Annotated in this window: 21 protein-coding genes and 2 pseudogenes; 11 read left to right on the top strand and 12 right to left on the bottom strand. The window is 53.0% G+C overall.

Translation table 11 applies throughout. The annotated features are described in order from the left end of the window. Positions 1-113 precede the first annotated feature (113 nt). The gene (locus DQM57_RS01835; protein WP_108043247.1) at positions 114-995 is read left to right on the top strand and encodes a YicC/YloC family endoribonuclease; all 882 of its coding nucleotides are present in this window, start codon (positions 114-116) and stop codon (positions 993-995) included. Positions 996-1,078: 83 nt separating this feature from the next. Here the strand turns inward: DQM57_RS01835 and DQM57_RS01830 are convergent, their stop codons facing one another. From DQM57_RS01830 to DQM57_RS10050, 6 genes and pseudogenes are all read right to left on the bottom strand, one after another. Beyond that, on the bottom strand, positions 1,079-1,594 hold the full coding sequence (locus DQM57_RS01830; RefSeq protein ID WP_167395583.1) for an RDD family protein: 516 nt from the start codon (positions 1,592-1,594) through the stop codon (positions 1,079-1,081). 74 nt (positions 1,595-1,668) lie between these two features. Next, a complete protein-coding gene (locus DQM57_RS01825) occupies positions 1,669-2,088 on the bottom strand; it encodes a hypothetical protein (protein WP_003675535.1) in 420 nt (139 codons plus the stop codon). Between the two features lie 120 nt (positions 2,089-2,208). Next, positions 2,209-3,207 carry a DNA polymerase III subunit delta gene (gene holA / locus DQM57_RS01820; protein WP_108043249.1) on the bottom strand — a complete coding sequence of 333 codons (999 nt, stop codon included), beginning with the start codon at positions 3,205-3,207 and terminating at the stop codon, positions 2,209-2,211. A gap of 1 nt (position 3,208) precedes the next feature. Then, on the bottom strand, positions 3,209-3,688 hold the full coding sequence (locus DQM57_RS01815; protein ID WP_108043250.1) for an LPS-assembly lipoprotein LptE: 480 nt from the start codon (positions 3,686-3,688) through the stop codon (positions 3,209-3,211). 51 nt (positions 3,689-3,739) lie between these two features. Then, positions 3,740-4,519, bottom strand: coding sequence for a peptidoglycan editing factor PgeF (gene pgeF, locus DQM57_RS01810; protein ID WP_111726518.1), 780 nt, complete (start codon positions 4,517-4,519; stop codon positions 3,740-3,742). A 36-nt stretch (positions 4,520-4,555) separates the two neighbouring features. After that, positions 4,556-4,810: pseudogene (locus tag DQM57_RS10050) on the bottom strand (hypothetical protein); the annotation flags it as partial. 14 nt (positions 4,811-4,824) lie between these two features. Here DQM57_RS10050 and DQM57_RS09850 point away from each other — a divergent pair. Beyond that, on the top strand, positions 4,825-4,962 hold the full coding sequence (locus DQM57_RS09850; RefSeq protein WP_197913451.1) for a hypothetical protein: 138 nt from the start codon (positions 4,825-4,827) through the stop codon (positions 4,960-4,962). A 103-nt stretch (positions 4,963-5,065) separates the two neighbouring features. Next, on the top strand, positions 5,066-6,013 hold the full coding sequence (locus DQM57_RS01800) for a bile acid:sodium symporter family protein (protein ID WP_111726516.1): 948 nt from the start codon (positions 5,066-5,068) through the stop codon (positions 6,011-6,013). A gap of 152 nt (positions 6,014-6,165) precedes the next feature. Here DQM57_RS01800 and rluD read toward each other — a convergent pair whose 3' ends face one another. Then, entirely contained in the window at positions 6,166-7,290 is a 1,125-nt protein-coding gene (gene rluD, locus DQM57_RS01795; RefSeq protein ID WP_111726514.1) for a 23S rRNA pseudouridine(1911/1915/1917) synthase RluD, read from the bottom strand. Between rluD and DQM57_RS01790 the strand changes: the two genes are divergently transcribed. Further along, positions 7,289-8,092, top strand: coding sequence for an outer membrane protein assembly factor BamD (locus tag DQM57_RS01790; RefSeq protein ID WP_111726512.1), 804 nt, complete (start codon positions 7,289-7,291; stop codon positions 8,090-8,092). The genes rluD and DQM57_RS01790 overlap by 2 nt on opposite strands. Before the next feature lie 72 nt (positions 8,093-8,164). Here DQM57_RS01790 and DQM57_RS01785 read toward each other — a convergent pair whose 3' ends face one another. The 5 genes and pseudogenes from DQM57_RS01785 to DQM57_RS01765 form a co-directional block, all read right to left on the bottom strand. After that, entirely contained in the window at positions 8,165-10,384 is a 2,220-nt protein-coding gene (locus DQM57_RS01785) for a DNA internalization-related competence protein ComEC/Rec2 (RefSeq protein ID WP_167395582.1), read from the bottom strand. A 132-nt stretch (positions 10,385-10,516) separates the two neighbouring features. After that, complete coding sequence (gene trpB, locus DQM57_RS01780; protein WP_111726510.1) at positions 10,517-11,719, bottom strand: tryptophan synthase subunit beta; 1,203 nt, start codon at positions 11,717-11,719, stop codon at positions 10,517-10,519. A 128-nt stretch (positions 11,720-11,847) separates the two neighbouring features. Beyond that, positions 11,848-12,246, bottom strand: coding sequence for a hypothetical protein (locus DQM57_RS01775; RefSeq protein WP_107859264.1), 399 nt, complete (start codon positions 12,244-12,246; stop codon positions 11,848-11,850). A gap of 4 nt (positions 12,247-12,250) precedes the next feature. After that, positions 12,251-12,904: a DNA glycosylase gene (locus DQM57_RS01770; protein ID WP_111726508.1), complete on the bottom strand. Its 654-nt coding sequence runs from the start codon at positions 12,902-12,904 to the stop codon at positions 12,251-12,253. Continuing rightward, a pseudogene (locus DQM57_RS01765) lies at positions 12,894-13,796 on the bottom strand (DMT family transporter). Before DQM57_RS01765 ends, DQM57_RS01770 begins: the two are co-directional and overlap by 11 nt. A 238-nt stretch (positions 13,797-14,034) precedes the next feature. On the opposite strand from DQM57_RS01765, the gene rsmA reads away from it, so the two are divergent. From rsmA to DQM57_RS01730, 7 genes are all read left to right on the top strand, one after another. Beyond that, complete coding sequence (gene rsmA / locus DQM57_RS01760) at positions 14,035-14,820, top strand: 16S rRNA (adenine(1518)-N(6)/adenine(1519)-N(6))-dimethyltransferase RsmA (RefSeq protein WP_111726506.1); 786 nt, start codon at positions 14,035-14,037, stop codon at positions 14,818-14,820. 172 nt (positions 14,821-14,992) lie between these two features. Continuing rightward, entirely contained in the window at positions 14,993-15,721 is a 729-nt protein-coding gene (locus DQM57_RS01755; protein ID WP_002240396.1) for an amino acid ABC transporter ATP-binding protein, read from the top strand. Between the two features lie 68 nt (positions 15,722-15,789). Beyond that, complete coding sequence (locus DQM57_RS01750; RefSeq protein ID WP_107996862.1) at positions 15,790-16,149, top strand: hypothetical protein; 360 nt, start codon at positions 15,790-15,792, stop codon at positions 16,147-16,149. 4 nt (positions 16,150-16,153) lie between these two features. Then, positions 16,154-16,600 (top strand): protein YgfX, encoded by a 447-nt coding sequence (locus DQM57_RS01745; protein WP_107996861.1) that lies wholly within the window; start codon positions 16,154-16,156, stop codon positions 16,598-16,600. A gap of 29 nt (positions 16,601-16,629) precedes the next feature. Then, entirely contained in the window at positions 16,630-17,904 is a 1,275-nt protein-coding gene (gene folC, locus DQM57_RS01740) for a bifunctional tetrahydrofolate synthase/dihydrofolate synthase (RefSeq protein ID WP_107960045.1), read from the top strand. 12 nt (positions 17,905-17,916) lie between these two features. Continuing rightward, the gene (ftsN, locus tag DQM57_RS01735; RefSeq protein WP_111726504.1) at positions 17,917-18,948 is read left to right on the top strand and encodes a cell division protein FtsN; all 1,032 of its coding nucleotides are present in this window, start codon (positions 17,917-17,919) and stop codon (positions 18,946-18,948) included. Further along, the gene (locus DQM57_RS01730; protein ID WP_108043262.1) at positions 18,941-19,438 is read left to right on the top strand and encodes a CvpA family protein; all 498 of its coding nucleotides are present in this window, start codon (positions 18,941-18,943) and stop codon (positions 19,436-19,438) included. The genes ftsN and DQM57_RS01730 overlap by 8 nt, the downstream gene beginning before the upstream one ends. Positions 19,439-19,574: the final 136 nt, after the last annotated feature.

Below are 19,574 nucleotides of genomic sequence, written 5' to 3'. Positions count from 1 at the left end.
AGCTCATGGTGCCCATATAGCGCACCAAATCTTTAATTTTTCACATCCTGAAGCACTTAGTCCCATACAGATGTGATATATTGATTATATTTTAACGGACTTCGGAGGAGAAAATGAGCAAAACCATCCATATCCACAGTATGACCGGATTTGCCAATACGGCAGAAGAATGCGGCAGCAAACGCATCAATCTCGACCTGCGTGCGGTCAACCACCGTTTTCTAGATATTCAAATCAGGATGCCGGATGATTTGCGCCATTTGGAAAGCGGTATCCGCGAGAAAATTTCATCCCATATCGCACGCGGCAAAGTCGAATGCAAAATCCAAATTCAAGATACGGAAAACAGAAACCAATCTTTGGAACTGAATCACGACTTGGTCGGACAACTGGCAGAAATCAACCAAACCCTCCGTAAACATCATGACCTGGCAAAATTGGGGGTTGCCGATATTTTACGTTTTCCCGGCGTATTGGCAAGCCAAAGGGAAAATACGGAAGAATTGGCAAAAAGCATTACCGAACTGACCGAAAAAACGTTAAAAGACTTCACTGCCGCACGCAAGCGGGAAGGTAAGAAATTAGGCGAGCACCTGTTACAACGCCTTGAAAACATGGAAGAAATCATAGATGCATTAAGCGAACTCTTTCCTACCCTGCTGGAAACACATAAAGAAAAAATCCGCTCGCGCCTCGTCGAAGCAGTCGGCGACATCAATAATGACAGGCTGCAACAGGAATTTGCCCTCTTTATTCAAAAATCCGACATCGACGAAGAATTCAGCCGCCTGCACACGCATATCGACGAAGTACGCCGCATCGTTACCGAACACAAAGGCAGCAGCGGAAAACGCTTGGATTTCCTGATGCAGGAATTAAACCGTGAGGCCAATACCTTGGGCAGCAAATCTATTGCTACCGAATGCACCCGAGCCTCTGTCGAACTGAAAGTCTTAATCGAGCAGATGCGGGAACAAGTGCAAAATATCGAATAATCGGTTTCCCCAATAACCAAATGCCGTCTGAAAGCCCTTTCAGACGGCATTTTTTCAGTTTGAAACCTTTGCGGTATAAAGGCTTAAGACTTTCCTTTAACCTCCACCAATCTTGTTCCTGCAAGAAAATCATACAGAAACTGCCGGTCTGGATTCAGCAGTGCGAACCCCCACGGTAAAATCAGCCAAATCAATGCCGCACCGAATGCATCCTTGGGTGAAATACCGAGCAGGTGGCGTAATCCGGCATAGGCTAACATAGGGATGAATACGATAAATATGCATGCCCAAATAAAACGCAGGCGGAGCAAGTGCAGAGACGGCTGCATACCGTTAATATCGCACAAGCCTATCTTCCATGTCCTCATCGCCAAGGTCTGTCCCTGCCCGTGCCAGTTGGCACGGAAATAAAGCCACCATGATCCCATTATCAGGATACTTGTTACCAATGCAGAAAACGCGATAGAAACGGGATTCAGAAAAATGGCGGCAATACCGGCAAGCAATGCTGCCAGACAGGTTGCCGCACCGACCAGCAGCATCTCATACAGCATGGCGGCAAAGCGGCGTTTGAGCGGGGCGGTTTTCAGTGTCATCATCTTTTCAGTCGGGATATGCCGTCTGAAACACCGGCGGGTTTCAGACGGCATTCATGCAGATATGCCTAGGGCGGTTAACGGTGCGGACGTTTCTGACCGCGCGACTGTTTTGCCGCCATTTGGTTGATTTCCTGACGGGACGGACGTTTTTTGAACATGGCATGCGCCTCGTCAACCGAACATTTTTGCGACAGGCAGATTAAAGTAACGGCATCCTTCTGGTATTGTCCGCCGCTATGATACATACGGCGCAGGTTGGCCTCATTGACTTTGCCTTTTTCCGGATCAATGTCGAATTTTTTCAGACGTTCGATAAACAGACGCTGCTGACGGCGGCTGGTCCAAACAAAACCGCCCGCGGCGGCAGCGACGATGATGGCGGCAAGCAGGATGGCAAGCGGCCAGGAATCGACAATCAATACGATAATGAGGCTTAAAACGGCGGTAGTCAGTAAAATCAGGCCGCCCAAGCGCAGTTTGGTCTTATTGTCCATAGGGTTGATGTTCCTTTATTGAGGTGGTCGTGCCGTCTGAAATGTTTTCAGACGGATTGGTGAATACTTTTCAGGATTAACGGTATTTTACAGTATTTTCGGATTTTAGGGATTGCCGCTTTATTCTGCCAGTGAAATGACGAGTTGTCTGAACGCCGCCCATGAATCGCCCTCTTCTGCACCTTTGATAATCCTGTCGATTTTGGCACAGGTTTTAAGCGCATCAAGCAGGCGGGAGATGGAAATCCGTTTAACCGCAATCGGAGCGAGCGTCTGCTTTTCACCCCAAAGTCTGAGACTGTTGCGTACGGATTGGACACTCTGCCCCTGTTTTAAGGAAGCAGCCAGACGGATCAGCGTCCTGATGTCTTCGGCTACCGCCCACAGCAACAGTACCGGTTCTTCGCCTTCCTCCTGCAATCCGTCCAACAACCTGCATACGCGCGGCACATCACCCTTCATCCATGCGCCGGCAAGCTGAAAAACGTCAAAGCGGGCAACATTGGCAACGGCGGTTTGCGCCTCATCGATATTGACGGTATGCCCTTTCGGATACAGCAGCCCGAGCTTGTCGATTTCCTGACGTGCCGCCAGCAGGTTGCCTTCCACCCGTTCCGCAAACAGTGCCAATGCGTCGGCTTCGATAAACAGACCGATTTTTCCCAATCGGCCGCGTATCCATTGCGGTAAAGCCGCCGCGCCGACCGGCTTGGCTTCCCACACCTCCCCCTTGGCTGCCAATGCGGCAAACCATTTGGATTGAAGCTGGTTTTTTTCCAGTTTCGGCAGTAAAACCACCGTTATCGTATCTTCCGGCAGGCGGACGGCGAAAGTTTGCAGTGCCTCGCCACCGGCTTTGCCGGGCTTGCCGTTAGGGATATGCAGTTCCAACAGTTTCAAGTCGGCAAACAGACCTGCTCCGCCTGCCGAATGCAGCAGCTCGTTCCAATCGAAGGCATTGTCTGCCGTATAAACTTCCCGATTGAGGTAACCTTGTTTCTTTGCCGCCGCCCTCAATGCATCCAATGCCTCGATACGCAGCAGCTCTTCCTCGCCATGAATGACGTACAGCGGTTTTAAAGGTGCGTCCTCATCGATATGCCCGGTATATGCCGCCACTTTATTCTGCCTTTAGGAAGGTCAGGCGGCGGACAATTTGTTCGGCGGCATCCTGCCGCATTTCTGCCCACAGGGTTTCTTCTTCTTCCTGTTTGCCCAAAATCTCATTGTCCGCATAATCCAAAATACGGCGGACGGAAACAGTCATCGGTCTGCCCACAGATTCGCCGTGTTTCAGCACCTGTGCTTCAACCGTCAGCACCAAGAGATATTCGTTAATCGCCGCCGCACGGGTGATGGTATAGGTCTCCTTGCGCTGGGAAATATTGTTGATACGCAGGGTCATCGGTGCGCCGCCGGTATCCGTAACACGGACCGAGACCTGATGAAGCGCGGTTTCCAAAGGAAACTGCAATGCCTGACCGCCTTCAATGTGCCAGTTTTTATAAGCGGGCGTATGCAAAGCGCCGCTCTGCCCTTTCAAATGGAAACCGCATGCGCCCAACATCAGCACCGCGGCGGTAAGCAATATTTTGTTCATATTTTGCCTTTCTCAAAAGCACAAAGTCGGTAGATTATATCAGCGGTATTTTCAGACGGCATTCCTATCCAGCCAAATCAGGCTCGCCATGCGCCCCGTCATCCCGTCACGGCGGTAGGAGAAGAAAGTGTCGCGTTCCAAGACGGTACAATGCGTGCCGCCGTAAATCATGTCCACCCCTTCGCGGCGCAGAACCAAACGCGCCAACGCGTAGATGTCGGCAAGATACTTACCGCCGCCGATGTCTTCGAATGCATCCGCGGCTTCGGGCATGGGCGCGCAAAATGCGTCGAACACGTCTTGTCCGACTTCAAACGCGTCCGCGCCAATGGCAGGGCCGAGATATGCCATGATTTCGACGGGTGCGACATTCATCGCGGCTAGGGTGTTTTGCAATACGCCGCCCGCCAAACCGCGCCAGCCGGCGTGTGCGGCAGCGACGACCGTACCGGCTTTATCACAGAACAAGACAGACAGGCAATCTGCAGTCATCGCGGCACAGGCGGCTTTTCCCGTATTGTCCACCGAAGCGTCTGCGTCGGGCGTGTTGCCTAACGCTTCGACAGCATTGACGACAATGGTGCTGTGAATTTGATTGAGGTAGGCGACGGGCAGCCCGACCTGTTCCTGCACGATTTTACGGTTGCGGCGCACAGCATCGGGATTATCGCCGACGTGCGAACCGAGGTTCAAACTTTGATACACACCTTGGCTCACGCCGCCGTTGCGTGTGGTAATCAGGGTTTTAACGTTGGCGGGCGCAGGCCAGTCGGCAATCAGGAAATCTTTGTCCTGCGGGACGAGGTTTAGAGTTTCTGTGATGGTTTTCATTGGATATTGGAATAGGTGTGTGGCGGAAAGGGTTGATTAACTGCCTTCGGGGCAAATGGATGCTTGTTTTTTCGTCATTCCCGCACAGGCGGGAATTCGGAGATTCGGGATTGTTTTCAAACGTTCAGGTTCGGATTCTTGCCGGTGCAGGAATGATGCCCTTATATACCTTCTCCGAGCTTTATATAGTGGATTAAATTTAAACCAGTACGGCGTTGCCTCGCCTTGCCGTACTATTTGTACTGTCTACGGCTTCGTCGCCTTGTCCTGATTTAAATTTAATCCACTATATGTTTCAACAGGGGATGGCACATCAAGCACCGCACTGCGTGTTGCCCGAACGAGACTACCCTCCGATTAGATTCTATCGCTATAAACAGACGGGTTTCAACTGGATGCAGTCCGTTTCCGACACCTCTCGGGCGATGCCGTCTGAAAACTAATCTCCACTTTCAGACGGCATTGTTTAGGCACGGTTATTTTGCAAATTAAGGTTAAGGCGTGTATGCTTGCCTTCCCTTAAAAACAAACACGCAACACATTATTATGAATATCCTCAGTAAAATCAGCAGCTTTATCGGAAAAACATTTTCCCTCTGGGCCGCGCTCTTTGCCGCCGCCGCTTTTTTCGCGCCCGACACCTTCAAATGGGCGGGGCCTTATATTCCTTGGCTGTTGGGCATTATTATGTTCGGTATGGGTTTGACGCTCAAACCTTCCGACTTCGATATTTTGTTCAAACATCCCAAAGCCGTCATCATCGGCGTAATCGCACAATTCGCCATTATGCCGACAACCGCCTGGCTGCTGTCCAAACTGTTGGACCTGCCTGCCGAAATCGCGGTCGGCGTGATTTTGGTCGGCTGCTGCCCGGGCGGTACGGCTTCCAATGTGATGACCTATCTGGCGCGTGGCAATGTGGCTTTATCGGTTGCCGTTACGTCTGTTTCCACCCTGATTTCCCCATTGCTGACTCCCGCCATCTTCCTGATGCTTGCCGGCGAAATGCTGGAAATCCAAGCGGCCGGTATGTTGATGTCCATCGTCAAAATGGTTTTACTCCCCATTGTTTTGGGTTTGATTGTCCATAAGGTTTTGGGCAGTAAAACCGAAAAGCTGACCGATGCGCTGCCGCTAGTTTCCGTTGCCGCCATCGTGCTGATTATCGGCGCGGTAGTCGGGGCAAGCAAAGGCAAGATTATGGAAAGCGGCCTGCTGATTTTTGCGGTTGTCGTACTCCACAACGGCATCGGCTACCTGCTCGGCTTCTTTGCCGCCAAATGGACCGGCCTGCCTTATGATGCACAAAAAACGCTAGCCATCGAAGTCGGTATGCAAAACTCAGGCTTAGGCGCCGCCCTTGCCGCCGCACACTTTGCCGCCGCGCCGGTTGTTGCCGTTCCCAGCGCATTGTTCAGCGTGTGGCACAATATCTCCGGCTCGCTGCTGGCAACTTATTGGGCGGCCAAAGCCAGTAAACATAAAAAACCCTAAACGCCTTTCATCATAATGCCGTCTGAACGGGGCAAACGAAACCGGCGGTTTCTGCCCGGCCCCTTCAGACGGCCTTTGTTTGAAATCGGCGGGGACGATTGCCCGGCTGCTCCGATTCGGCTGCCTGCGTTCGCCCCGCCTTTCAAGCCGCCTCACTCCCTTACATAAACCACTTCGACATCATAGTCGTCTTCGTTCCAATCATCGTCGTCATCCGCGCCGAGTTTGTCCTGCCATTCTTCTTCATTGTCCAAGGAGGAATCCAAACCGGCTTCGAGGCGCAATACGGACAGCAGGTGATACATATCGTCGGGAATCGGGGCTTCGAAGGAAACGGTTTCGCCGGTTTTCGGATGGACGAAACTCAAGCGGTAGGCGTGCAATGCCTGACGCGCGCCCAGACTTTTAACTGCTTCTTTCACCGTGTCGCCGCACGGATGGCGCAGGTTGCCGTAAACCGGGTCGGCGGCAAGCGGATGGTTGGCCTCGCGCATATGGACGCGGATTTGGTGCGTCCTGCCTGTCTCGAGCGAGCATTCGATATAACTGTGAGCAAGATAGCGTTCCAACACTTTGACGTGGGTAACGGCTGGTTTGCCGCCGAATTTGACGACTGCCATTTTCAGACGGTTGTGCGGATCGCGTCCGATTTGGGTTTCGATTTTACCGTCAAAGGGAACGATACCGTTGGCGACGGCGCGGTAAATGCGTTTGACCGTGCGCTCTTGAAGCTGTTGCACAAGGGAATTTTGCGCCGGCAGGGTTTTGGCGACCACCATCAGACCGCTGGTTTCTTTGTCCAAACGGTGTACGATGCCCGCGCGCGGTACTTGGCTCAATTCGGGACAGTGCGCCAACAGGCCGTTGAGCAGGGTACCGCTCCAGTTTCCTGCGGCCGGATGGACGACCAGTCCGGCCGGTTTGTTGACGACGATGACGGTATCGTCTTCGTAGACGATGTCCAAAGCCATAGGCTCTGGAACAAACGCCAGATTTTCCTCACTCGGACGGACGGTTACACGGATTTGCTCACCGCCTATCATTTTGTCTTTGGGTTGCGAAGGTTTATCGTTTACAATAACCGCGCCTTCTCTAATCCATGATGTCAACCGGCTGCGCGAATAGTCTGGCAGAAGTTTTGCCAATACCGCATCCAACCGCCCGCCGGCAAGCTCGAGCGGAACAGTCAGATAAATACAGTTTTCGGTTTCCGGGGCTGACACAAAGTCTGAATCATCGCTATAATCGGATTCATTATCAAAGGAAGTATTCTGCATGAAAAAAATTCTTTTAACGGTTTCATTAGGTTTGGCACTGAGTGCCTGTGCCACCAAAGGTACGGTAGATAAAGATGCCCAGATTACCCAAGACTGGAGTGTGGAAAAACTCTATGCCGAAGCCCAGGACGAGCTGAACAGCAGCAATTATACGCGAGCTGTCAAATTATACGAAATCTTGGAATCGCGCTTCCCTACCAGCCGCCATGCCCAGCAATCCCAACTGGATACGGCATACGCTTACTATAAAGATGATGAGAAGGATAAGGCGCTGGCCGCCATTGACCGCTTCCGCCGCCTTCACCCTCAACACCCGAATATGGACTACGCGCTATACCTGCGCGGTTTGGTACTGTTCAACGAAGATCAGTCTTTCTTGAACAAGCTAGCCTCGCAAGACTGGTCCGACCGCGACCCAAAAGCCAACCGCGAAGCGTATCAGGCCTTTGCGGAACTCGTCCAACGCTTCCCCAACAGCAAATACGCCGCCGATGCGACCGCACGCATGATCAAACTGGTCGATGCTTTGGGCGGCAATGAAATGTCGGTAGCGCGTTACTACATGAAACGCGGCGCATATATCGCCGCCGCCAACCGCGCCCAAAAAATCATCGGCAGCTATCAAAATACACGCTATGTCGAAGAATCACTGGCCATATTGGAACTTGCCTACAAGAAGTTGGACAAGCCCCAGCTTGCTGCCGACACACACCGCGTTTTGGAAACCAACTTTCCGAAAAGCCCGTTCTTAAAGCAGCCGTGGCGGTCTGACGATATGCCCTGGTGGCGTTACTGGCACTGATTCCGCACCGATGTCCGGATGCCGTCTGAAACCCTTTCAGACGGCATTTTCCGTTTCAGCCCAAACCGTCATTCACTCAAACGGCTTTCTCTGCCAATAAAACCGATAATTTTTGAGACGACCTGCCTTCACACCATCTTGACTCAAACCAAATACCAGCGCACCCGACAAATCCGTCCGCAACAACTTGATGCCGTGTGCACGGACACGGTTCTGCACCGCCTCGGTCGGATGTTTGTAGGCATTGCCATAACCGCTGGATGAAACAGCATATTCGGGTGCAACCGTATTCAGGAACACGCCTGAAGATGATGAATTACTGCCGTGATGCCCCAGCACCAACACCTGGCTGTACAGGTTGCCGCCATACTTGCCGACCAGGCTTTCCTCACCCTTCGTATCCAAATCGCCGGTTACCAGCAAAGCCGCACCGCCGGCCGTTACGCGGAGTACACAGCTTTTCCCGTTGTCGTCCGACTCATTGCGTTCAGACGGCACCAAAAACTCGAAATCCACGCCGTCCCACCGCCAATACTGCTCCGTACAGGCCCGCGCGCCCTCATAAAATTCCGGCTGTCCAGCATACATTCCGCCATCAGGAATATTCCTCACCGCCTGCAAACCGCCATCATGATCGCTGTCATGGTGGGAAATCACCAACCTGTCCAAATACCGTACGCCCGACGCATTCAGGCTCGGCACAATCCCCGTCTGCGCCGCCGATGCAGTTCCGGTGTCAAACAAAAGATGATGATTTGCCGTCCGTACCAGCACCGACAAACCCTGACCCGCATCCCAAACGATGACTTCCGCACTGTTTCCACGTACCGCCTCAGGACGGTAAAACACAAATCCAGCCAGAACCGCCGCCGACCACGGACGCAAACCCAAACCGCGCGGCAAAAGGACAAACAAGGCGGCGCATAATGCCAAAACCAACAGCGGCAAAGGTGCGGCAGCAACGGCAAACTCCGGCGACACGCCGGCAAGCCATACCAAAAACCGCAAAGTGTATTCCGCCAAGAATGCTGCCGCCTGCTGAAGCGGCGCAAACGGCACGACCGAACCCAGCAATGCCAGCGGCGTCAGAACCCACGAAAACCACAGTATCGCCACCGCATTGACCAAAGGGCTGATTAAAGGCAGAGAGGCAAACAGATAGCCCAGCAAAACCACCGACAACACCGAAGCCGCCCACTGTCCGCGCACGGCGGTTTTCCGCCTACCTTCACCCAGCCGCCCCGAACACGCCCATATCAAAGCTGCGACCAAACCGAAAGACAGCCAGGTACCGACACCTAAAACCGCTAAAGGGTCAAACAACAAAACGGCACCCAAAGCCTGCCACCATGCCACCCAAACCGAACGCCTGCCATTACGCCATGCCCACGAGAATGCCGCCAACATCAAAACGCTGCGCTGCGTCGGTACGGAAAAACCCGCAAGTAGCGCGTAACACAGCGCACCGGCACAACCGCCTGCCAAAATCCACACGCGCGGCCGGGAAGGAAGGCGCGGCAGACAAACAAACAACCGCCTGACCAGCCACGCAAACAGTACCGCCACCATCGTAACGTGCAAACCCGAGATACTGACCAGATGAGTCAGCCCCAACGGTCGGAACGCCTGCCACAATTCGGGGCGCAATGCCGACTGTTCGCCCACACTCAACGCGCGCATCAGCCCGATGCCGTCTGAAAGCCCGCCGTCCGTATCCGCCTGCTGCCAATTGCGGCTGATCCGGCTGCGCCAAACCGCAATCCCCCAACCGCTTCCGTCATGCAGCAAAACCCTGTCCGCACCGACCGTCCCCACGCCGCCTATCCCGTTGGATAATGCCCACGCCTCACGGTTCAGCCCCCTAAGGTTCAATTCCCCTACGACAGGGCGCATGCGCGCCGTTATCCGCCACTTGCTCCCGACCGTCCACTCACGTTGCTTATAATCAGACAGCAACAAGTCGAACCGCCGTCCCTTGCCGTCTACGGCCTTTGCCGCAAAACGGACGCTCCGCCCGTCCGAACTCGGCATATCTGCCACTTCCACCGTTAACGGCACACCCGAAACCGCCTCCGCCCGCCATTGGGAAGACAATGCCGCCTCCGTCCTGAACACACCGTAGGCAGCACCCGCCAAAACACACAACATCAAACCGGCAAATCCAAACCGCCTTGCAGACACAGCAAAAACCGCAAAAGCTGCCAACCAAAACGGCCAATGCGGTACAACCGGCAGTGCGAACGAAACTGCCACGCCGACGACCCAACACGGCAAAAACCAACGACGGAACACGTCTCCCCACCCCACGATATTTCAAAAATAAACGGATAATAAAGCAAATCAGAAAAGCCGTCATAAAGGAAAGTGCGTAAAAATGCCGTCTGAAACCAAGCTTCAGACGGCATTTTTATTAGACTAACAAAGCTACAGCTCAATGCCTTTGAGTTTCGCCACGGTATTAATGTCTTTGTCGCCGCGACCGGAGAGGTTGACCAGAATCACTTGGTCTTTGCCCATTTTCGGCGCATTTTTCACCGCCCAAGCAACGGCATGGCTGGATTCCAGCGCAGGAATAATGCCCTCAAAACGACAGAGCAAATCAAAGGCTTCGAGTGCTTCGTCGTCTTTGGCAACGGTGTATTCCACGCGGTTGATGTCGTTCAAATGGCTGTGTTCCGGGCCGATGCCTGGGTAGTCCAAGCCTGCGGAAACGGAGTGCGTACCCAAAACTTGGCCGTTTTCGTCCTGCATCAAATAGCTGCGGAAACCGTGCAATACGCCGATGGGGGCTTTGCTGGTAATCGGCGCGGCATGGTCAGGGGTATCCACACCCAAACCGCCGGCTTCTACGCCGACCAAACGTACGTTTTCTTCTTCGATATAGGGGTAGAACAAACCGATGGCGTTTGAGCCACCGCCCACGCAGGCAACGGCAACGTCAGGTTGGCGGCCGATGGCTTCCAACATTTGTTCTTTGGCTTCATTGCCGATGACGCATTGGAAGTCGCGTACCATTTCGGGATACGGTGCAGGGCCTGCGGCGGTGCCGATGATGTAGAACGTGTCATCCACGCGGGCAACCCATTCGCGCATGGCTTCGTTCATCGCGTCTTTCAATGTACGGCTGCCACTGCCAACGCCAACGACATTTGCGCCAAGCAGCTTCATACGGAACACGTTGGGCATTTGGCGTTGAATATCGTCCGCACCCATGTACACGTCGCAAGTCATGCCGAAGCGTGCGGCGACGGTGGCAGAAGCCACGCCGTGCTGACCCGCGCCGGTTTCGGCAATCACGCGTTTTTTACCCATGCGGCGGGCGAGCAATGCCTGACCGATGGTGTTGTTGACTTTGTGCGCGCCGGTGTGATTCAAATCTTCACGCTTCAGCCAGATTTGTGCGCCGCCCAGATGCTCGGACAATCGCGCGGCATGGTAAACGGGGCTGGGTCTGCCGACGTAGTGTTTCAAATCATGGCGGAACTCTTCCCAAAATGAAGGATCTTCTTTCACTGCTTTATAGGCTTCTGCCAATTCTTGCAAAGCCGGAATCAGGGTTTCGGAAACATACAGGCCGCCGTGTTCGCCGAAAAAGCCCTTCTCGTCGGGCGCGTGGTAATTTTTCATGGGATTTTTCCTTGTTCGTTTTATGGTTTCAGACGGCCTGATTCAGTACAAGGCCGTCTGAAAGTAAAATTGTCAGCAATTATAGCCGTTTTCCATCCATCTTATCGGCAACTAATTGAATAATAATATCATATCAGCAGACAAAATAGGAACAACAGCGTACAGCTCGATGTTGCAATCAATGCCGTACCCAACGGCGGAGCGATATATTTTTCTTCGTTTTTGCTTCTCAGGCATAGTTTCAATGCCAACATCCCCAGCCACAGTGCCAGCAACCAACAACCCAAAAAGTTAAGCACAAGCACAGCAATAATCAACTCATTGGTATTTATAGTGCTCATGTTCAAAAATATCCAATTAAGGCCGTTAACAGACATGATGAATGCAGATATTTGTATCACATACAAAAGCGTTCCGCCCAACAATACCTTGATATGCCATTGTTTGGCCTTCAGCCACACTGAGACGATATTAAAAAGCCACCACAAAGCCATAAACGCCATAAAAGAGATTTCATAATGGTCCATCGCCTTACTCCTGAAAAACAGTCAATCCAGCCATTTCGAAAAACACCCGATACGCCGCCGCCTTTTTCGCCAAACTCAAAGGATAAGCGCGCGAAGTCGAAGGCAGGCGGGTCAGAGTCAAATCCCGTCCGGCAAACGGAAACGGTACGGTTTCGCCCGTTTTCGGCATTTTGATGCCGCCGCCCTGAATATCGAGCAGGATTTCCGTCGCCTTGCCGCCCGTCGTACAAATATGGCGGCACCGGGGTATTTTTGCCAACACCGCCGCCAAATCGACGGTTTCGACTACCTTTAAAAACTTGTCGGACGCATTGCCGTGTTCCCTTGCCGCCTTCAACACGGTCGGACAGGACGCTATCCCCGCCCTGTTCAGGAAATCCCTTATCCTGCATCCGTCGAATGCTTTTTCAGACGGCATCTGGAAATGCGCCGCATCGTTAAAAAACACCAGCCCGTAAACGCGCCACATATCGTTTTGGAAATTCGGATAATGAAACTGCATCGCGCGTTTGTCTTCCTTGGGCGGAAACGTCCCCATCATCATGACCGATGCCCCGTTCGGCAAAACGGGATCGAACGGATAACTTTCAATTTCCAACCCGACCGCATTATTTTCCATTTTCACCCCATATACCCGGCCGCCCGCTTCAGGCGGCATTTTGTCCCAAATGTATCAAAATCATGCCGCCGGCTGCTGCCGCACAACCCGCCGCCAAAGAAATATGCAGCGGCTCCCCCAAAAACCAGACCGAACACAACATACCGAAAATCGGTACCAATGTTACATAAACAGACGCACCGCCAGCCCCCAATACTTTCACGCCTTCAAAATACCACGCATACGCCAAAACAGTCGCACCGACCGCCAACCACAGCAATGCAAACCAGCCGCGCCCATCCATGACCGCTACCGCCCCAAGCGGCAGACCTTCCGCAAACCATGCCACGGCGGACAACATCAGCGCACCGGACATCGACGTAACCGCGGCAACCGTCAGCGCATCAATCCCGCGCAAAACCTTGCGCCCTATCAACGTATAAGCTGACCAGCAAACCACGCATCCGAAAATCAGCCATTCCCCGGGCTTCAACCCGTCCGCCAACACCGCTGCCGGATTACCCTGCGTAACCGCAGTAACCGCACCACCGACGGTCAGCAACATACCCGTCAGGATTTTTATATTCAAATATTCCCCGAACAACTACACCGCCAACAGCAGCGTCAACACCGGGTTCACGCTCATGACGACCGCGGCTTTGCCGGCCGGCATCTGCTGCAGGCCCAACATAAAGAATACGGCATACCCGCACACGCCGAACAAGGCGGCAACCGCCAAACCCAGCCATTGCCGCGACGACAAAGCCGACAAAGCCGCAAACCTGCTGCGCGCAAACAACCAACCCGACAACAAAACCGAAGCCAGCAGAAACCTGACCGCCCCGCCCGTCAACGGCGGCAGGGACTGCCCCAATATCCTGCCCATAGGCCAAGACGCACCCCATAATACCGCCATACCCAGCAGCTTCACATGAATCAGATAAGTCCTCATACAGTATCCAACCGTAAAAATACCAAACCGACGGATAAGGCCGAACAAAACAGCATTATCAAGCCCCGCCGTTTTCGGTTACAATGTCCACATCAAACCGATATTGTAAACATATTCACATTTAAATGCTGAACAAGATGTCCATACGGCTTGCCGGATTACCCCGAATCGGAAGGGACACCTTCCCAAAAATCCGGCCCGTATCCTCAAAACCGGTTGCACCGGGCAAGGAAACCCGATGAAAGAACACAAAGCCCGCAAGCGTTTCGGGCAGAACTTTTTACAAGACACGCGGATTATCAGCGATATTGTCAACGCCGTACGCCCGCAGGCGGATGATGTCGTGATTGAAATCGGCCCGGGTTTGGCGGCGATTACCGAACCTTTGGCAAAAAAACTGAACCGCCTGCATGTTATCGAAATCGACCGCGACATCGTATGCCGTCTGAAAACGCTGCCGTTTGCGGATAAACTGGTGATTCACGAAGGCGATGTATTGCAGTTTGATTTCAACGGCATCGCAGGCAAAAAGAAAATCGTCGGCAACCTGCCGTACAACATTTCCACGCCGCTTTTATTCAAGCTGGCGGAGGTGGCGGACGATGTCGTCGATATGCACTTTATGCTGCAAAAAGAAGTGGTCGAGCGCATGGTTGCCGCGCCGAAAAGCAACGACTACGGCCGCTTGGGCGTGATGCTGCAATATTTTTTCGATATGGAGCTGCTGATTGACGTACCGCCCGAATCGTTCGACCCCGCACCGAAAGTGGATTCGGCAGTGGTGCGCATGATTCCGGTGAAACACCGCATCGGCAAAGCGGACGATTTCGAGCATTTCGCCAAACTCGTGAAACTCGCCTTCCACCAACGCCGCAAAACCATACGCAACAATCTGAAAGAGCTTGCAGGCGACGATGATTTGCAGGCAGTCGGCATCAATCCGCAAGACCGCGCCGAACACATCGCACCGGAGAAATACGTGGCGTTGAGCAATTATCTGACCGGGAAAGCCGATGCCGTCTGAAAAGGGAGTAGGCCGATGAAGAAATACCTGCTTTTATCCCTGATACTGCCGCTTGCAGCCTGCCTGACCAATCCGAACGACCGTTTTTTTGACGGCAGACGCTACACGCTTCATCATATGGAGCTCCCGTAACGACAACCTGCAACGGCAAATGCCGTCTGAAAGAAAAGACATGATCAAATTCAAAAACGTACACAAACATTTCAAAGACCTGCACGTCATCAACGGCGTGAACTTGGAAATCAAAAAAGGCGAAGTGGTCGTCGTCTGCGGGCCTTCGGGCAGCGGCAAATCCACACTCATCCGCACCGTCAACCAGCTCGAAAGCATTGAAAGCGGCGAGATTTGGGTGGATGGCGTCAACGTTGCCGACCCCAAAACCGATTTAAACAAAATCCGCGAAGAAGTCGGCTTCGTATTCCAAGGCTTCAACCTCTACCCCCACCTGACCGTATTGGAAAACATCACCCTCGCGCCGATGAAGGTTAAAGGTCAAAATGCGGAACAGGCGGAGAAAAAGGCGATGGAGCTTTTGGAACGCGTCGGACTGGCGCACAAAAAAGACGCTTTCCCTTCCCAACTTTCCGGCGGCCAGCAGCAACGCGTGGCGATTGCGCGTGGGTTGGCGATGGAACCGCGTGTGATGTTGTTTGACGAACCGACCTCCGCACTCGACCCCGAAATGGTCGGCGAGGTATTAAAAGTCATGAAAGACTTGGCAGAAAGCGGCATGACCATGATGTGCGTAACCCACGAAATGGGTTTTGCCCGCGAAGTTGCCGACCGGGTGCTTTTTGTCGATAAAGGGCAAATCCTCGAAGACGAAACGCCCGAAGCGTTTTTTACCAACCCGAAACACGAACGCGCCAAACAATTCCTGCAACAGGTCATGACCCACTGATACCGTACCACCCGGAGAAAAGTCGTTCAGACGGCATTGCCCCACCGTTACCACCGAGAAAGCACACCATGTATTTTGTTGACCGTACCGCAGTCGTCCTCAAGCCGACCGCCCGTTTTTTAGAATGGCTCAAATCTGCCGATGAAAACATGCCCGATCTGACTGTCGAACAGATCCGCCTCAACTGCTCCGTCTTCCTCGTACCGCAATTTGACGAGCCAGAAGCCGTGATTGCCTATTTCGACGAACGCTACCGCCAGATTTTTGAAGCGGAGCTAGCAGGTTGGGACATCGATAAGGATAAATGGCCGCAAGACATGAGCCTGAAAGCGTTTTGGGAGTTTTTCGATACCGAAATCCACGATATGGTGTTGGACATGGAAGAAGCGGAATTGAACATTACCCCCGTGTTCGACAACATGATGTAAGGCTGTGCGCGCCTTTCAGACGGCATTAAAGCCGTCCCGCATTCTGAACATCCTGACCATATTGCTCCACTCGGCTTCCATTGCCGTCTGCCTGACTTGGTTTTACGGCTGGATGATGTGGTTAGGCCTGTCGGCACTACTTGCAAGTTTCATCCACTCGCTGCGGATTACAAACCTGAAAAACCGCCATGCCGTAACCTCCGTCATTATCGACCGCGACGGGCGGGCGGAAATCGTATCTGGCAAAGAAAAAACAGCAAAGGCGGCGACACTGGCGAGCGGCAGCATGGTGACGCCTTATGCACTGATGCTGCAATGGGACACCGGCGGCAAGACCGTCAGCCACTGCATCATGCCGGACATGTCGGACAAAGAATCCTACCGCAGGCTGAAAGTCTGGGTACTTTGGCGGCAACCGGGAAAAAACGCCGAAACCGATACGCCAAACTGATTTCAGACGGCATTTAAAACGGAACACACATGAAAACATTACAAGACTGGCTCTCGCATTTAGAAACCGCACACAGCGGCGGCTTAATCGACATGGGATTGGAACGCACGAGCGAAGTGAAAAAACGCATGAAGCTCGAGCCGCAATGCCCCGTCGTCGTTGTCGCGGGAACAAACGGTAAAGGTTCGGTCTGCGCCTACCTGACACAGATTTACAAACAGGCAGGCTTCAAAGTCGGTACGCTGACCAGCCCGCATTTATTGCGTTACAACGAACGCATCGCTGTCAACGCCGAACCGGTTTCAGACGACACAATCACCGCTTCCTTCGAACGCATCGAAACCGCGCGCGGTGAAATATCACTGACTTATTTTGAATTCAATGCGTTGGCGGCTGTCGATATCTTCATACGCGAACAAGTCGATGTAATGATATTGGAAGTCGGCTTGGGCGGACGTTTGGACGCGGTCAACGTGTTCGACTGCGATTGCGCGGTGGTTACTAGCGTAGATTTGGACCATCAGGCGTTTTTGGGCGATACGGTCGAGCAGGTCGGCTTTGAAAAAGCAGGCGTGTTCCGCAGCGGCAAACCCGCAATCTGCGGTCAAAACCCCGCGCCCGAATCATTGGTCGCACACGCCGAAGCCATAGGCGCGAAACTGCTGATGGTGCAGCGCGATTTCGATTTCTCCTCATTGGAAAACATCCAATGGAACTACCGCTTCCATCCACAACATTCAGACGACCCCGCTCGCAACCGCAATTCCCTGCCGTTCCCCGCATTGCGCGGCGCATACCAACTTTCCAATGCCGCCTGCGCGCTGACCGTGTTGGAATGTTTGAACGACAAATTGCCGGTGGACATCGGCGCCATCAAGCGCGGTTTGTTACTGGTTGAAAACCCCGGCCGCTTCCAAGTCCTGCCCGGCCGTCCGCTGACCGTTTTGGATGTCGGACACAATCCCCACGCTGCCCGCGCCCTGCGCCGCAGCCTGATTAATTTGGCGTTTGCGCAAAAACGCACCGCCGTGTTCAGCATGTTATCCGACAAAGACATAGACGGCGTGTTGGAAATCGTTAAAGACCAGTTTGACGAATGGTATATCGCGCCTTTGGACGTGCCGCGCGGCATGACGCTCGAGAGCCTGCAAAACAAACTGCACGAACACAGCATCGAAAACATACAGACATTTGCCACCGTCCGCGAAGCATACCGGGCGGCAGCCTCAAAAGCGGGCGAAAACGACAGAATCGTCGTATTCGGCTCATTTCATACCGTTGCCGATGTCATGTCGGTACTGTAAAAGGAATCTTCCATGTCCGAAAACAAACAAAACGAAGTCCTGACCGGTTACGAACAACTCAAACGGCGCAACCGCCGCCGCCTCGTAACGGCAAGCTGCCTGGTTGCCGCCTCCTGCCTGCTGCTGGCGGCCGCCCTCAGTTCCGATCCTGCCGAAAATCCCCCTGCCGCACCGACTGACGAAACAGGCAGCGTGGAAAACCAAGCGGCAAGCACGGTACAAACCCCGACCTTAAAATCCGCCTCAGAAGGTGTTGAACCTGCCGCCGACAAACCTCAAGACCTGGCCGGTGAAGAACAAGCACCTGCCGCCGACAACGGAATCAGCGAACCTGAAGACGTAGGCGCACCATTGGTCATCATCAACGACCGACTCGACGACAGCAATATCAAAGGCTTGGAAGCATCCGAAAAACTACAACAGGAAGAAGCTGCCCAAACCGCACAGGCAGAGGCAAAACAACGCGCAGCCGAAAAAGCGCAGGCAACGGTTGACAACAAAGATACGGCTGAAAAACCGAAACAGGCAGCCGAATCCAAACCGCAAAAAACGGAACGCGCAGCCGAATCCAAACCCAAAACCAAAGAGCCGGCACAAAAAACCGCCGACAAAGTCTCCGAGAAGCCCAAAACCTTACCCGAAAAAAGCAAATCAGACTCAACCAAATCAGACAAAGCAGTAAAAGAACCGAAAAAATCCGATAAGGCCGAAAGTAAAAAACCGGTTGAAAAAGAGGGTTCGGACGGTAAAAAACACGAAACGGCATCCAAGGCAGACAAAGCCAAAACTGCCGAAAAAGAAAAATCCGAAAAATCCGGTAAAAAATCCGCCATCCAGGCAGGTTATGCCGAAAAAGAACGCGCCTTGAGCCTCCAGCGCAAAATGAAGGCAGCCGGCATCGACTCGACCATTACTGAAATTATGACCGATAACGGCAAAGTTTACCGTGTCAAATCAAGCAACTATAAAAACGCGAGAGATGCCGAACGCGATTTGAACAAATTACGCGTACACGGTATCGCCGGTCAGGTAACGAATGAATAACCTCCCCGTTGCCGACATCCTCATCTTCGCCATCATCGCCGCCTGCATCGTCATTTCCACGATGCGCGGCGTGATTGCGGAAGCAGGTTCGATGGTGGCATGGGTGGTTTCCTTCTTTTTTGCCAAACTCTTTGCCGCCTCCTTCGCAGAAATTGCCTTTACCTCGTTCCAGCCGCGCCTGTTTGCACTGGCATTGTCGTTTATTTCATTATTCATCCTCGCCTACCTGATACAGAAAATACTCCGCTCGCTGCTGACACAAGCAGTTTCCTCCGTCGGCTTGGGCTTTGCAAACCGCATTTTGGGCGGCGTATTCGGTGCGGCAAAAGGGATATTGGCCGTTACCCTGCTGGTCATGCTCGCTTCAAAAACCGACCTTCCCGATACGGACGAATGGCGGGATGCCTATACCCTGCCGTTTTTCGTATCGCTTTCCGAAGCAGTGTTAAACCATGCGGACGACAGGGATGGAGCTTTGGAAGACGATTGATTGCCATATGGATGTTTCAGACGGCATCCCCTTTTATGCCGTCTGAAATGTTTTTTCCTTTCCTCAGCCATATCACAGATTAAATCTTATCCTCCATAAACCCACCTATCTGTCCTTCGCGCAAATATTGTCAACA

The sequence above is a fragment of the Neisseria cinerea genome (assembly GCF_900475315.1).
GTDB classification, from domain to species: domain Bacteria; phylum Pseudomonadota; class Gammaproteobacteria; order Burkholderiales; family Neisseriaceae; genus Neisseria; species Neisseria cinerea.
Note: the sequence above shows the minus strand (reverse complement) of the source record. Positions and strands in the feature narration are given on the sequence as shown.